General features: G+C 39.2%; 14 protein-coding genes. 10 read left to right on the top strand and 4 right to left on the bottom strand.

Features of this window, described 5'->3' with window-relative positions; translation table 11 throughout:
• The 3 genes from EHO58_RS11075 to ilvB form a co-directional block, all read right to left on the bottom strand.
• A complete protein-coding gene (locus tag EHO58_RS11075) occupies positions 1-591 on the bottom strand; it encodes an anthranilate synthase component II (protein WP_135679955.1) in 591 nt (196 codons plus the stop codon).
• Positions 588-2,006: an anthranilate synthase component I family protein gene (locus EHO58_RS11070; protein WP_135679954.1), complete on the bottom strand. Its 1,419-nt coding sequence runs from the start codon at positions 2,004-2,006 to the stop codon at positions 588-590. The genes EHO58_RS11075 and EHO58_RS11070 overlap by 4 nt, the downstream gene beginning before the upstream one ends.
• 209 nt (positions 2,007-2,215) lie before the next feature.
• Complete coding sequence (ilvB, locus tag EHO58_RS11065; protein WP_135679953.1) at positions 2,216-3,943, bottom strand: biosynthetic-type acetolactate synthase large subunit; 1,728 nt, start codon at positions 3,941-3,943, stop codon at positions 2,216-2,218.
• Between the two features lie 309 nt (positions 3,944-4,252).
• On the opposite strand from ilvB, the gene tpx reads away from it, so the two are divergent.
• The 8 genes from tpx (at position 4,253) to EHO58_RS11025 (ending at position 10,298) form a co-directional block, all read left to right on the top strand.
• The gene (tpx, locus tag EHO58_RS11060; protein WP_100724413.1) at positions 4,253-4,768 is read left to right on the top strand and encodes a thiol peroxidase; all 516 of its coding nucleotides are present in this window, start codon (positions 4,253-4,255) and stop codon (positions 4,766-4,768) included.
• 31 nt (positions 4,769-4,799) lie between these two features.
• Positions 4,800-5,456 carry an SGNH/GDSL hydrolase family protein gene (locus EHO58_RS11055; RefSeq protein ID WP_135679952.1) on the top strand — a complete coding sequence of 219 codons (657 nt, stop codon included), beginning with the start codon at positions 4,800-4,802 and terminating at the stop codon, positions 5,454-5,456.
• A gap of 10 nt (positions 5,457-5,466) precedes the next feature.
• The gene (locus EHO58_RS11050; RefSeq protein ID WP_135679951.1) at positions 5,467-6,273 is read left to right on the top strand and encodes a hypothetical protein; all 807 of its coding nucleotides are present in this window, start codon (positions 5,467-5,469) and stop codon (positions 6,271-6,273) included.
• A 69-nt stretch (positions 6,274-6,342) separates the two neighbouring features.
• Positions 6,343-6,762, top strand: a complete 420-nt coding sequence (locus tag EHO58_RS11045) for a DUF3995 domain-containing protein (RefSeq protein ID WP_135679950.1) — start codon at positions 6,343-6,345, stop codon at positions 6,760-6,762.
• Between the two features lie 104 nt (positions 6,763-6,866).
• The gene (locus EHO58_RS11040) at positions 6,867-7,295 is read left to right on the top strand and encodes an acyl-CoA thioesterase (RefSeq protein WP_135679949.1); all 429 of its coding nucleotides are present in this window, start codon (positions 6,867-6,869) and stop codon (positions 7,293-7,295) included.
• Positions 7,296-7,660: 365 nt separating this feature from the next.
• Entirely contained in the window at positions 7,661-8,476 is an 816-nt protein-coding gene (locus EHO58_RS11035; protein ID WP_244241138.1) for a DNA adenine methylase, read from the top strand.
• Positions 8,467-9,099 carry a hypothetical protein gene (locus tag EHO58_RS11030; RefSeq protein WP_135679947.1) on the top strand — a complete coding sequence of 211 codons (633 nt, stop codon included), beginning with the start codon at positions 8,467-8,469 and terminating at the stop codon, positions 9,097-9,099. The genes EHO58_RS11035 and EHO58_RS11030 overlap by 10 nt, the downstream gene beginning before the upstream one ends.
• On the top strand, positions 9,099-10,298 hold the full coding sequence (locus EHO58_RS11025) for a DGQHR domain-containing protein (protein WP_135679946.1): 1,200 nt from the start codon (positions 9,099-9,101) through the stop codon (positions 10,296-10,298). Before EHO58_RS11030 ends, EHO58_RS11025 begins: the two co-directional genes overlap by 1 nt.
• Before the next feature lie 257 nt (positions 10,299-10,555).
• Here the strand turns inward: EHO58_RS11025 and EHO58_RS11020 are convergent, their stop codons facing one another.
• Positions 10,556-12,043, bottom strand: coding sequence for an aldehyde dehydrogenase family protein (locus EHO58_RS11020; RefSeq protein ID WP_135679945.1), 1,488 nt, complete (start codon positions 12,041-12,043; stop codon positions 10,556-10,558).
• 402 nt (positions 12,044-12,445) lie between these two features.
• Between EHO58_RS11020 and EHO58_RS11015 the strand changes: the two genes are divergently transcribed.
• Entirely contained in the window at positions 12,446-13,969 is a 1,524-nt protein-coding gene (locus EHO58_RS11015) for an HDOD domain-containing protein (protein ID WP_135679944.1), read from the top strand.
• Between the two features lie 146 nt (positions 13,970-14,115).
• Positions 14,116-15,408 carry an LruC domain-containing protein gene (locus EHO58_RS11010; protein WP_135679943.1) on the top strand — a complete coding sequence of 431 codons (1,293 nt, stop codon included), beginning with the start codon at positions 14,116-14,118 and terminating at the stop codon, positions 15,406-15,408.
• The last annotated feature ends 105 nt before the right edge of the window (positions 15,409-15,513 follow it).

Raw genomic sequence — 15,513 nt, 5'->3', positions numbered from 1 at the left:
TTATATTAGAAAATTAGAAAGCATTTTCCTTCCTCCTTCGGTCGCGAAAGACTCTGGATGAAATTGAACACCTTCCATTTTTTTCCCTTGATTGCGGATCCCCATAGGTTCCGAACCTGCATAAGCAGTTCTTTCCCATTCTTTTCCGAGAGAATTTTCATCTACCACCAAAGAATGATACCTCATTACCTTTAGATCGGAAGGAAGATCTTGGAAAACTCCCTTTCCGTCCGTTTTAATCTCGGAAATTTTACCGTGCATAGGATATTCTGCTTTTATAATATTTGCTCCTGCAAAATGAGCTATCCCTTGCATTCCAAGACAAACTCCTAAGATCGGGATTTCTCCTCCCAACTGTTTTAGGATTTCCATAGAACAGCCAAAATATTCGGGATCCTCCGGAGTTCCAGGCCCAGGAGAAAGTAAAATTCTATCGTATTTTTCCTTCAAAATTTTGGAAATATCCGTTTCGTTCTGACGGATCACATCCAATCTAAATCTATAAGGAAACTCTTCTTCCAATATTTCTCCTACGAGTTGGAATAGGTTATAAGAAAAAGAATCATGATGATCTACTAATAGTACTTTCATTGAGCTGCCTCCATCGCTTTCAAAACTGCTCCTAATTTATGACCGATCTCCTGGTATTCCGCGTCCGGATCCGAATCCATAACGATACCTCCGGAGGCTCGAATCACTGCTTCTTCTTCTTTTCTGAAATAACTTCGGATTGGAATACAGAAGGAACAATTTCCGTCAAAGCCGAATCTTCCTACAGCACCTCCATAAGGTCCTCTCGGATCATTTTCAATCCTATGAATGATCTTCATGGATTCTATTTTAGGAGCACCGCTTAACGTCCCTGTCGGAAAAGAAGAGGCTAATCCTGAAAACATATCCTGGCCTGCCCGGAGAATACCTGAAACCTCAGTAGATAGATGCTGTACATGACTGAACCTTTTAAGAGCAAAAGAATCTCTCACCTTTACGGTTCCGAATTTGGAAACTCTTCCCAGATCGTTTCGATGTAGATCCACAAGCATATTATGTTCTGCGATCTCTTTCGGGTCCGATAGAAGTTGAAGTGCAAACTTTTGATCTTCTTCTTCGTTTGTTCCTCTTCGGATGGTTCCTGCTAATGGAAAACTTTCAGCGAGTCCGTCTTTTAATCTAAATAAAAGTTCGGGACTTGCACCTAAATGCACTTCTCCCGGGAAACTCATGAAAAACATAAACGGAGAAGGATTTATTTTTCGGACCGATTTATATAATTCGAAATCTCCTTTTTTTCTGGCTAAGGCAGTCTCACCTTCTCCTATTAAAAATGTTTTTCTAAAACCTACCTGGCATTGGAATGTATTTCCGTTTCGGATCTCTTCTAAAACCTCATCCACCATGGATCTATGTTCTTCTTTCGTTTTAGAAAAACCAAAATCTAGGGATCGGAATATTCCTTTATCAGGAGTTTTCTTTTTGTAAATTTCCTCAAACAAGGAATATCTATCCGTTCCGTAATGAAAGTATTTGGACTCACCTGTTCTTCTGTCCAAAAGGATACCATCTTCCATCCAAGCGAAACAGAACTTAGGAAATTTAGGATGTTCTTTCAGTTGTAGACTTGGCTCCATATCATTTGCAGCCTCATAAGAAAGGTACCCGTATAGGCCGCCTCCCCCCGCCTCGGTATATTCTAAGAAAGATTTTCTAGGAGGAAAAATTTCGGAGAATAACTGGTATGGATTTCCTTTACCGATCTCATTTCCGTCACATTCCAATTTGTCTCCCTTTGCCTTGAATAACCTCTTTGGAAAACCCGAAATAAAACTATATCTGGAATTATCCGATTCAGGTCCTAAACTTTCGAATAGGACCGCTATTTCGGTTTCCTCCATTAGTTTTTGAAAATATTCCAAAACGTCTTCTTCCTTTAGGGGAAAAGGTCTCAAGATAGGCCTTGGAAAAAGTGAATTTGTTTCTTTTCTGATATTTTGTATTTCTATGGACATAGTAGTCTCCTTAATATTGGGCCAGAAGGGCCCTGCAATACATTAGAAAAAAGGAATATTAAGGTATAATTAGGCCCGGGAGGGCCACCAAGAAATATTAAAAGTAAAGATAGAAGGAACGGACGAAAATAAGGAAGCCCCTGATTTCCCGACCGAAAATTCGGCCGAAAAATCATTTTGTAAATAAAACCGTTTGTGAACGGAATTTTTCAACCTAAGAGCATCTCCAAATTACTTTTTCCGGGAGGAACCATCGGAAGAACCTGAAGATCCTGATCAATCGGAACAACGATCAGTCCTGGCCCCTTCTCTTTCAGAAAAGTTTCCAGATCTTCTAAACTTCTGCCTTCTTCTCCCAGATCTAAACTAGAAATCCCGAAAGCATTTGCGATCTTAGAAAACTTAGAATGAGAAGGATAAGCGCTCCCATTATATCTACTTCCATAAAATAGATTCTGCTGTTGGCGAACCAGTCCCAGATTTCTATTATCGAATATTATAATTTTAAGATCCGATTGTAACTCACTCAAAGTATCCAGTTCCTGGATATTCATCAGTATAGATCCATCTCCGGAAAAACAAACGATCTTGGAATTAGGATCTGCAAGCGATGCTCCAATCGCTGCAGGCAGACCAAAACCCATAGTGCCCAATCCTCCAGAAGTCAAAAAAGTCCCGCTTTTTTGGAATGGATAATATTGAGCCACCCACATCTGGTGTTGGCCTACATCAGTACTAATCCTTGCATTCGGCCCCAAAATTTTTGCAACGGATAAAATAATGTCCTGAGGAGAAAAACCTTTAGATGCAGTAACCGAATTTAAAGGATATAATTTTTTATAAGAACGGATCTGTTCTTTCCATTCTTCTCTTTTATGAATCGGAAATTCTCCCATATTTTCTAAAAAGTATTTCAGATCGGAACAAAATCCAAAATCAGGTTTTCTTAATTTTCCGATTTCCTTATAATCAATGTCCACATGGATCACTTTTGCATTCGGGCAGAATGTTTCTAATTTTCCCGTAGCCCTATCATCAAAACGAACTCCAAGCGCCAAAAGAAGATCCGATTCCGACAATAATCGATTCGTATAAGGAGCGCCATGCATTCCAAGCATTCCCAAAGACAATTCATGAGTTTGGGAAAAAGAATCCAAACCCATCAAAGTACAAACTACCGGAATGTCTTGTGACTCTGCCAATTGTAAGATCAGATCCTCCGAGCCTGAACCTTTAACTCCCCCGCCTATATACAAAACGGGCTTTTTAGAATTTTCTAATAAAGAATAAAATCTAAGTTTATCCGCTTCAGATATAAAGATCTTAGGAGAATTCGTTTCTTCCTGAGAACTCCAAATAGATTCTATCTGGGACATAGAAAGTGAAATTGGAGAAGCCTGTATATCCTTAGGAACATCTATCCAAACTGGGCCGGGCCTCGGGCCTTCTGCGATTTGAAATGCTTCCGGCAAAACGCGAATAAGTTCCGATACGGAGCGAACCATATAAGTTTTTTTAGTAATAGGTAAAGATAATCCGTAAGTATCTATCTCTTGGAAAGCATCCGTTCCAATGAGAGATAAAGGCACTTGGCCGGTAATTGCGACTAACGGTATAGAATCCGATTTTGCATCCGCAACTGCGGTAATCAGATTTGTAACTCCTGGACCGGAGGAAGCCAGACAAACTGCAGGTTTTTTAGTGACTCTGGCTTCTCCTTGAGCCATAAATCCTCCACCCTGTTCATGTCTTGCTAGAATATGACGTATTCCACTATTATGAAGCGCATCGTATAATGGCAGATTGGCGCCGCCAGGGATCCCATATACATTATGGATCCTTCTTCTTTTTAAATAAGCAACGATCAGTTCGGCTCCATTCTCAGGAACCTTATCTTCTCTAAGCCAGGCCTTGTTTTTTTCAGTAATCGTTTCCATTTTTGCCTCACACAGTGTAGAAATAAAAAAAGCCCCCCTCGGCTTTACGCCGAGAGGGGCTTTTCGAGGATTGCTGCCTACGAAAAAACCTTAGGGCGTAAAGCCTAACCAGGGTAGCGTGACCACTACCACCATCCAGAGGACGACCCAAAGGTTTTGGTTAGACTGTAGACCTAATTTATTCATTACGTAGAAAATGACGGATAAACCGCTTAAGATATTCACAATTTACGGATAAAAATTTGCAAGAACTTTTTATCGTTGCTCAAATCCGCTTCCGACATATCATCCCTTCCCAAGGAAACAAAAATGGCAAGCGTCACTCTTAAAGGTAACCCAGTTCAACTCGAAGGAAAATTATTAGAAGTAGGTGCAAAGGCTCCCGACTTTCACGGGACAGCAAAAGACTTAAGCACCAAGTCTCTCAAAGATTATAACGGAAAAGTGAAAATCTTAGTTTCGGTCCCAAGTTTAGATACGTCCGTATGCGCAATGGAAACCAAAAAATTCCATGAAAGAGCAACTAAGTTAGATGGGATCGTAACCGTGGTTGTCTCCGGAGATCTTCCCTTTGCAATGAATCGTTTTTGCACTATGGAAGGATTGGATTCTCCGAATCTAATCACACTTTCTCAATTCAGGGACTTCTCCTTTTCAAAAGCGTACGGAACTCATATCGCGGACGGAGGTTTACAAGGTCTTTCCGCAAGAGCAGTTTTTGTTTTAGATAAGAATGATACTGTTCAATATGTGGAGTTAGTTCCGGAAATCGCGAGTGAGCCAAATTACGAAGCTGCGATCGGAGCTGCTAAAAAATTAGTTTAAACGAAACATTCTTTTTAAAAAGAATGTATTCATGCAGAAGTCAAAAGGCCTAGGGAAGAGTTTATTTGTAAACTTAAACCGGGCCTTACTTCTGCTCCTAATATTTCCTCTTACCAACTGTGATAAAGATCCGTCTTCCGATACTGAAAAATTAATCTCTTATCTTTCAAAACCTTCTTTGGCAATGTACGGGGACAGCATCGTAGCTTCCTGGCCTGTAGAAGAACAACTTTCCGATTTCAACGTGATTAAGTTTGCTTTTCCAGGCGTAGATACTAACCGAATTCTATCTTCCATACAAAATGACAACAATCGTTATAACGCTTGCCTGTATGAAGGAGGAATTAACGACTTTTTAGAGAATTATTCTCCAACTCAAGGCCAGGTAGACGCTACCCTAAACAGGCAGATCCAAGGTATACAGATACTTCTTACAAGATGCGAACATGTAGTCGCATTAAATCTTTGGAATATTAAATTTCCCTGGCCCACACTTGCTGTTGCGATGATCACCGCAGAAATGAAAAAAAGGATCACATTTGTCCCAAGAATAGATACAGAATTGCTGATCCAAGATGATATGTTGACCGACGGTAATCATCCCAATAAAAACGGATATTATATTCTCTCCAAAGCGGTCAGAGAGCAACTACAACCGTTCTTTCCCATTATGTATCTGAACGAATAAGGCGATAAAAATGAAAAGAAAAAGTTTTATAGCCTGTATTTTCGTATATTCATCTTTTATAATTCCTTTATTGCCCGCACCGGAAAATGAAGAAAGGCCCGTTCATCCCAACCTCAACCAGGAATTGGCAGTATATAATAAAGTATATGTTGCCGGAACAGCCACGGATAGAACTCCCAGACAGGAAGATGGCTACGAAAGAGATAAAAAGATCTCCGCATCCGGAGAAATGAAACTTACGGATCAATTTTCGGTCACGGCAAGTTATGGATATTTAGATCATTATTCCACTACCAGAAAAATTTGGAGCGGTTGGGATAGATGGGCGGTCGGAGCTAAATATTATATAAAAACGGATTTTGCATCGTTTGGGGGCGGTGTCCAATTTTTCGGACCTTCCGTTTCTCAGCCAAGAGAAGCGGACGTAAATCCGGATTTATTTTTGATACGGGCATATTTTGGAGGATTAAAAAGATTCGGCGCATTCTCTATCCAAGGAACTGCAAATTTCGAATCCGAAACAAATTCTTCCGGAAAAGAGACCGCAGAAGAGAATTTTAAAAGATTCTTATATACTGGGCTTACTCTTTCTTACAGCCTACCCTCTAAAACAAATTTACTTTTAGAGTTCAGCCATAGAACTACTGTATCGAATACGATTACACCTTATTCGGATTTCTTTGTGATCGCGCCCGGGATCCAATATCCCACAAATCCAAACGGATTCCTTACTTTTTCTTTGATGCTTCAAACAAGAACGGATTCAAATATAGATCGCGGATTCAAAATAGGATATTTATATTTTTTCGGGGATTAAAACCTTCTCACTCGAATCCGAATCATAAGATTGCTGGACAAATCCAAAGTTTTACTTAAACCTATATGAATGGAAAAGATCTTAGGTTTAATCACAGCTTCCGTTCTATTCTTTTTATCCGCATTACATATCTTCTGGGCATTCGGCGGAAAATTGGAATCTATCACAGTAATTCCGGAAACAAACGGCAAACCAACATTTGTTCCAAGCAGAGGATTGACCTTACTTGTCGCATTTGCACTCTTTGGGTTCGGCGCAGTAGCACTTTGGTCTTCCGGAAATATTTTTTCTCCAAACAAAACAAGTGCAGTATTCTCTCTCTTAATCGCATTCATCTTTTTAGGAAGGGCCGTCGGAGATTTTAGATTGGTAGGCTATTTTAAAAAAATCAAAAATACTAAATTTGCAAAATACGATTATCTAATCTATTCACCCGTTTGTATTCTGTTAGGGATTTCTTATTTATATCTTGGCTGGAATAATTTCTAATCCTATACTTTGTTTTTCCAACCAATAAATAATTTGATATAAAACTATAATTTTCCCTTTTCCAAATTTTCGAGATCTTCAGCTTGGAAGAAGAGGAGAAGTATATGCAAATCTCTAAATCATTCTTTTACGAAATCCCTGTCTTATGGAGCCAATGTGACCCGAATGGCCATTTGAATGTTGGGAACTTCCAAGTATTTCTTCATGAAGGGAGAATGGTTGCCTTGGAAGAAGCAGGTCTTTCTTTCTCTCAAATGAAATCCGAAAACATAGGCCCGATGATCCTAAGAGGAGAAACGGATTATAAGGCTGAAATTCGTTACCCGGATACCGCTTTGATAGAAACTCAATTCGGCGAGATCTCCGGCTCTAGATGTAAGGTGTTCCAAAAATTAATTCGAAAATCCGACGGCAAAGTTTCCTGCGAATCCATCTCCCACTGTATCATGTTCGATTTCGGCAAAAAAAGACCTTGGAAATATACGGATAAGTTCTTAGAGGGATTAGGAGTTTTAGGGCGGCTCCCTCGCTAAGCTCGGGTCGCGCTTCTACGGGCTACGCTTTCGCTTCGGTCCTTCGGACTTCCCCTGCGCATCGCTGCCGCGGTTATCTTCCCTCAGTCAAGAATATTCTTCTCGTGTGATAATGTAGGAGCTCCTACAAATTTAGTCGTAATTTGTAGTTCGCGAGTTTTATACTTTTTTGATACATCGAAAAGGAAAAAATTCTCCACTTCCCCTGCACTATGAAAACAGAATCAGAATTCCATAAATTACCGATAATAAATTTGCAAGTTAAACGTTATGCAGAATTGATAAAATACTAATTTTCCGTGCAGTGCCAAACTATTAGGTATTGACTATAGATAACAGTATCCTATTATCGGAAAAGAATGTACTTGGAAAAGGAAACCCAAACATCACAACCATTTCTTAAGTGGGCAGGTGGAAAAAGATGGCTTATTGAAAAATATCCTCATTTATTTAAAACAGAATATAAAAGATTAATAGAGCCGTTTGTCGGAAGTGGAGCTGTTTTCTTTTTTTTAAGCCCAGCTAGAGCGATTCTCAATGATTCAAATACGGATCTAATAAATACATACATCTCAATAAAAGAAGATTGGAAAAGTGTTCTGAAAAATCTGCAAAAACATCAAAGAAACCATTCAAAGGAATATTATTATACTATTCGCGATAGAGAATACGTGAGTCGTTCAGCTATGGCTGCGAAATTCATTTACTTAAATAGGACATGCTGGAATGGGCTATATCGCGTAAATGCCAAAGGAAGTTTCAATGTGCCGATCGGAACTAGATCAAGTGTTATATTAGGGAATGATGATTTTGAGAAAGTTTCCAATACATTGCGAAAAGCAAAGTTATTTTCGAATGATTTTTCTAAAGTAATTAAAGACGCAAAATACGGAGACTTCATCTTTGCTGATCCACCTTACACAGTGAAACATAATAATAACGGATTTATTAAATATAATGAAAGCTTATTTTCCTGGGAAGATCAATTAAGATTAAAAGAAGATTTGCAATCAGCCGTTAAGAGAGGCGCAAAAGCACTTATTACGAATGCATTCCATCCGTCTATCAAAGAGCTTTACAAAGGCTTTGGCGAACAAATCAAAATCATTCGACCAAGCCGCATTGCAGCAAACGCATCCGCACGTGGCTATTATGAAGAGGTCGCAATAAAATGTTATTAGGGTTGGCAAATAAAATACCAATCATTCAATCACTAATTTATTTCAGATGGAAAACGCATAAAGTCGCAATTCCTAAATTTCTCATCTTAACTTTGCTTAACCTTTCTCCAATACTTGCTGCTATTATCTTTTCACCAATTCCGAATAATCCAAAGCTCTCTTTTGTCGATCATCTAATTTCCAAAACAAATCATTTCTTTTCCTTTTCAGAAATATATATTTATATAGCTACGTTTGTGTCGCCGGTAATGTATATTGTTTACGAAAGATATCATCAGCAAGAATTCGATACATCATATTATCAAAAATTTAAATCCACGATACGAACAATATATCCTGGATATATGTGGACTACATTTTTAGCTATTCTCCTTCTATTGTTCACTATGGGTGGATTTGCTGTTCTAAAAAACAATCCTGATGCATTCAAAAACACACTTTATTTTCTGATTGTAACCAAACTAGGTTGGTATTTATTCTTTTATTCATTATTTTGCTTTTATCTATCTATACTAGATGGCATTATAGATACTGGTAATTTCATAGAAGCAAATAGACTAGAAGAAAGTCACTTTAGTGAGGATTTTAGCAAGAGACTTGATCAACAGCAGGGTAACAATTAATGTCATCTCCAATAATCGAATTAGAGGTATTAAAAGTTCATCAGCCTATTGGAGATTTTTTTATTACTTCAATAAAAGCTGCTGATCTTGTAAAGATTTCATACGCTGATGTCAGGAGACTGGCTGAAGAAGAAAGAGATATCGAAAAATACTTAGGAATTCAAAGACCAATAAGTAAGAAAAGAATAAAAGATATTAAAAGTTATATTAGAAGTAAGGACGCGACCTTTCCCACTTCAGTCATCGTTGCAATCGACGAAAAATGTGCTGAATTTGAAGAGCAAACCGCCAATCGAGGTCTTTTAAGATTAAAACCATATACACCCGATTCCGATACTTCCGAAGATGCAATTAGTTTAAATAAGATAGCTAAAGTAATCGATGGTCAGCACAGAATTGCTGCATTCTTAAATGAAGATAATCAGTATTCGTTAGATTTTCAAGATTTAGATTTTGATATCAATTTATCAATCTTCATCGGAGCAGACGTTTCTGAACAAGCCAACATCTTTGCAACAGTTAATTTAGCACAGACAAAGGTAAATAGAAGTTTAGTTTATGATTTAACCGAATTAGCAAAAACAAGGAGTCCACATAAAACTTGTCATAATGTTGCCGTAGTTCTAGATTTAGACGAAAGAAGCCCACTCTTTCATCGAATCAAAAGATTAGGAACAGCTACACCTGGTAGAAAATATGAACCATTAACACAAGCTTCGTTCGTAGAATCCTTAGTTAAATTCATCTCATTAGATCCTGCAAAAGATAGAAATGATCTTCTACGACGCAAAAAGTTATCATTAGTCACAACAGAGGACCTAAAGAAAGTTCCTTTCAGAAATCTCTTCATTGAAAATAAGGAATTAGATATCGCTGAGATATTATTTAATTATTTTTCGGCTATAAAAAGCACTTGGCCAAATTCCTGGGATTCTATATCCAAATCAGGAAATTTGCTTCCAAAGTCTAATGCTTTCAAAGCTTTTATGATATATTTGCGTGAAGATGTCTACCCGAAAGAAGTCAAAGATAAATTTGGAATGATTCCTTCGTCCAAATCATTTAAAAAGCACTTCAATCACATTGAATTGACCGACGATGATTTTACGATTCGCAATTTCGCTCCAGGAAGCGGTGGGCAATCAACTTTCCTAAAAATGTTACGCGGCGAAATTGCTTTAAAGGATATGCTTGAATAATAATATTATTCTTTCCTTATATTAAAATTTGGCAAAAATATTGGCAGCCAATTTCAAATTCATTTAATAATTTCACAGCAGATTGATTTAAATTATATTCTATTTGCGGTAGGGATACGCAGGGCGTAAGTCCGGCTTGCCGGATGAGCGCGAATGCGCGAACCCGTAGTAGCCCAGTCCGAACGAAGTGAGGAACCGCCCCAAATAAAAAAGCCCTCCGAAGAGGGCTTTCAAATCGAAGAAAGTAGAAGATGTTTTTATACGAAGAACTTCTTGGTGAATTGAAGCATTTTATCCACAAAACCAGTGTAAGGTGGGTATAACATTTCAATCGAAGAGAACGGAGCTTGTTTGAATACTGACTTCTCATGAGAGAATGTTCTGAATCCATACCAGCCATGGTAACTTCCGTGTCCGGAGTGATTGATCCCTCCGAATGGTAGATTCGGGTTCGCCAAGTGTACGATAACGTCATTTACCGCAGCTCCTCCGGAAGATGTTTCCTTTAGAACTTTGTTGATATGTTTGTTATTACTTCCGAACACGTAGAGTGCGAGTGGTTTCGGTTTAGAGAGAACTTTTTCCACTGCTTCATCCAGGTTTTTATACGTTAAGATCGGAAGAACCGGTCCGAAGATCTCGTCTTCCATGATCCTTGCACTTTCCGGAACATTAGCGATCAATGTAGGCTCAATATAGTTTTGAGAAGAATCTGTTTCTCCTCCCATCACCACTTTTCCACCTTTTTCAACTGCCTCGTGAATGTATCCGGAAACCCTTTGGAAGTTTCTTTGGTTTACTAAACGGCAGAAGTCTTTATTACTCTTGATATCAGCAGAACTTTCTCCGTAGAAAGATTTTACTGCAGCCTTCGCTTGTTTTACGAACTCTTCAGTTTCTCCTTCTGGTAGAAGTAGATAGTCAGGCGCAACACAAGTTTGCCCCGCATTCATGATCTTTCCCCATACCAATTTCTGAGCTGCCTTTTTCAGGTTCGCTCCAGGTACGATGATGGCAGGAGATTTTCCACCTAACTCCAAGGTAACCGTAGAAAGATTTTTGGCAGCGGCTGCCATTACGATCTTTCCTACATGAGTACTTCCTGTGAAGAAGATATGATCGAATGGTAACTCCATTAGAGCCGTAGAAACAGTATGATCTCCTTCAAATACCGCAACTTCTCCTTCTTGGAAAGTTTCTTTTACTAACTTAGTAAGTAGTTTAGAAGTTTCAGGTGTAAACTCAGAAGGTTTAATGATCGCAGTGTTTCCTGCCGCAAGCGCTGCAGTTAATGGTGCGATAGCAAGATAGAATGGATAGTTCCAAGGAGAAATGATCAGAGTCACTCCCTTAGGTTCGTAAGAAATGGAACTTCTTGCTCCGAAAAGTGAAATTGGAGTTTTTACTCTTTCCGGTTTCATCCAAGTTTTTACATGCCTGATCGCGTCTTTTAATTCAGCGATAGAAGGCATAACTTCAGTTAGGTCCGTTTCGTGAGGAGCTTTTCTAAAGTCTTTTTGTAAAGCCTGTTTGATTTCCGGCGTAAGTCTTTCGACTGCAGCCAGTAATTTTTTCAATAATACGACTCGATCCTTGGCTTTGGATACTTTCAGAACCTTATGAAAATGACGTTTTTGGACATCGAATACTCTTTGCATCTCCTTAGGGTTCGCAGCGGGAAAAGAAGCTGTTCCGCTGGAAGCGGGAGAGACTGAGCTCGCCGGTTGTGTAGCTGTGCTGGACATGAGGGGTCTCCTAAAGTTCTAACATTCTTCCGGAAATCCGGACTGGTAGAGAACCAGGGTATAATTTCATCAAATTTAGGATTTTGGTGCAACCTTTTTATTGAATGATCATTCCGTAACTTTTAGAGAAAATACCCCCTTCCTGGACCCAAGTCGCTTTTTATTCTACCCGTTATGATAAAAATTTTCCTACCTGAACAAGTGATAGATTAGTCCAAAAGGATTATTTTCTATTGACGTTTTTGGAAATTTATTTCTGACAAGAATTGTAAGATAAATATTTCTATTGGTTATTTTTTCAAAGTTTGATCCGTATAATTCGCTTAGCAGAATCTTATTTTTCATTTATAAGTTACGCTAATTCTTGACAGAGACCACTAACGTTTTTCAGAGTTACATGATATGAGCCAAGGGAAAACCCTAGAACTTTTCCATCACAAAGACCAAGGTATATTCAGTAATCTGAAGGACCTGAATCATCCTATTTCGGAAAACATCCCGTTCCATTTTAAATTTTTCAATCTTACCGAGAGTGTGGATAGTATTCTCTCTAAAACATTGGATCGTTATCTTTTACATTTAGATATCATATTCGTCAGGGATTCCGTTCTCGCGGCGATGAAAGAAACCATAACTAACACGATCAAAGCAAATATTAAAAGGATCTATTTTAGAGAACTTCAGGCGGATATCCAAAATCCGAGTGTGTATCGTAGCAAGATCACAGGTTTTAAACAAACTTATTTGGATAATAAGGAGAAGTATGAAGATCTTCTCTTTAAAAACAACTATGTTGTCCTAGTTTCTTTTATTCACAATAAAGACGCCATCCGTATCCGTGTGATGAATAATGTAAAACTCAGCCCGGAAGAAGTGGATCGTATCAACGAAAGGATCGAAAAGGCAAAAACATATAACGATCTTGCGGAAGCTTTTCTGGAAAAAGGTGACGAAACAGAAGGCGCAGGTCTCGGACTCATAATGACCCTTATGATGTTAAAAAACGACGGTCTAGGTGCAAGTTCCTATAAAGTGGAAAGCCAAGGCAATAATACCTCAGTTATCATCGATATTCCGATTCGTATCCAAAAAGAGAATGTTCAGATCCAAAAAGCGGAAGAGATCATCAAGGAAGTAGACCAGCTTCCTACATTCCCTAAAGCGATCCAAGATATCCAAACTGCTATCGACAAACCGAATTCAAGTATCGGTCAGATCGCTGAGATGGTGAAGAAGGACGTGGCTCTTGCTGCAAACATTCTGAAATTATCCAACTCGGCAGCTTTCCGTAGAGGAAACAAAGTAGAATCTTTGGATAGAGCGATCCAGCTCATCGGTTTGAAAGAGTTACAGGTTTTATTATATTCTCTCGGAACTAAACAGATCTTAGAGAACAAATTCCCTGCATTCTTAACGATCTGGGAAAAATCCAATCAATGCGCGTACTACTGCAAATTGATCGCTCAAAAATTAGGAATGCCAAAGGATGCAATGAGTAACCTGATGTCGGCGGCACTCCTACATGATATCGGAGAGATTATTCTTCTATCCTTAGAACAAGAGCGTATGGGCAAGATCCAGAATTATTCTGCATCCAAAGAAATCGCTTCTTCTCTTTCTATGGAAGAAGCCGCATTCGGTATTACTCATACTAAGATCGGTGCGCTAATCGCAGAAAAATGGAATTTCCCTGAGTTATATTCCAAAACTATGGAATACCATCATAGACCTCAATTAGCGGATGAACAATATAAGGAGATCATCTTCCCTATTTATTTAGGAGATATGATGATCAAGATCAATAACGAAGAAGCTAAGTTCTCCGAGATCCCCGACGAAGTACTGAAACATTGTAAATTTTTCTCTTCCGGAGACTTCCATTCTTTCCGGACCAAAGCTTTAGAAAGTTTCCAAGCTACACTTTAATTCGCCGGTACTCCGGCAATTAGAGATTTCTTTCGAACAAAGTATCAAAAATAGTATTAGCCGAAGGTTCTAGTAATCTAAACCTTCGGGTGTATTGCTTATTGAGGGGATATCGGCATAATCATGACATCCGTACGGGTGCATATATGACAAAAAAAATCCTAACCTGCTTTTTAGCCTCTCTCAGTATCTTTTTCTCGTCCTGCGCTTCTTCCAACGATCCGAACTACGCTTGGTTGATGAGTCTTGTAGCAGGGTCCACTGCGGTGCAGGCTCCTTCCGGTCCTACTGATTTCGGAATCGATATCAATGACGAGACCGCTCCTGTTGATTTTGTATTCGATACTACGCGCACAATCACTGTAAACGTTCAAGTAATAGATCCTGTTGCTCCGGTGAACGGTTCTATGGTGCAAGTTACTGTACCTTCTGCCGTACCAGGCGCCGCTAGTAATAAATCCGTTTTTAAAGCTTACACAAATCAAAGCGGAGAAGTTACCGGTAGTTTTACAATTGATGGTGATACTAAAACGGTCCATCTCTCGGTAGAGGCTTACGGTAAATTTTACGAAGCGGATATTTCTATCGTAACAGTAAGTAAAGTCGATCGTAGGATCTCCATAGGATTTACTGCTACAGTACAACAGATCATCGATACGGATGGAGACGGTGTACAAGATTTCGAAGATGTATTCCCGAATGATCCATCGAGAGCGAGTTCGATCCGAGTTCCTGCTGAAGATTATTACACAACATCGTATGAAGATTTATTTCCTAAACAGGGAGATGCGGACTTCAACGACTATGTGATCCGTTCTTATTTCGAAGAAGACCTGAACAAAGCCGGAGAAGTTGTAAGAGTGAGAGGTTATTTCACTCATGTCGCTAAGGGGGCCGGTTACAATCACACTCTCCGTTTCGGATTGCCTGGGGCAAGTGTAGCAAGTTATTCACTTCTACGCTACGCAGCCGACGGAACCACCTTGGAAGAAAACTTAAGTGGAACTCCTACATCGATCTCTGATTTGGAAATTTTAGGGAATAGTTCTACTACTATTTCCAAATCGAACGCATCTAAAACGGATACTGCTTTCGTAAAAGGTAAAACAGCGAAACTGGAAGTAATCCTTTCAGCTCCGATTTCCAAACTGGCATTAGGGCCTGCTCCTTATGATACGTTCATACGAGTGCTCAATACCGGTAAGGATATACATGCTGCAGGTAAGTATTTCGATGCGGAAGGTAAGGATATCTATAGAGATTCCACCGGTTTCCCTTGGGTACTTCTTGTACCTGGAAACTTCCAATGGCCTTACGAAGCTACTGACATACGTAACTCCTATCCTACTTTCAAAACTTGGTATGAATCTCTTGGAACCACCAATACGGATTGGTTCCGAACTCCGAATACTTCGGAAGTGTTTCCGGCTACGCCCTAATTTGGGACTCCTGAAAGAGTAAAAGCAACCTCCCCCTTCCCTCATTCGGCCGAGGGGAGGGGTTTTTTTCCTTTTCGAGCCATAAGCCGGACTATATCCTGAACT

This window comes from Leptospira selangorensis, assembly GCF_004769405.1.
Taxonomy (GTDB): Bacteria; Spirochaetota; Leptospiria; order Leptospirales; family Leptospiraceae; genus Leptospira_B; species Leptospira_B selangorensis.
The sequence above is the reverse complement of the archived record's forward strand: the minus strand, read 5'-3'. Positions and strand labels throughout refer to the sequence as shown.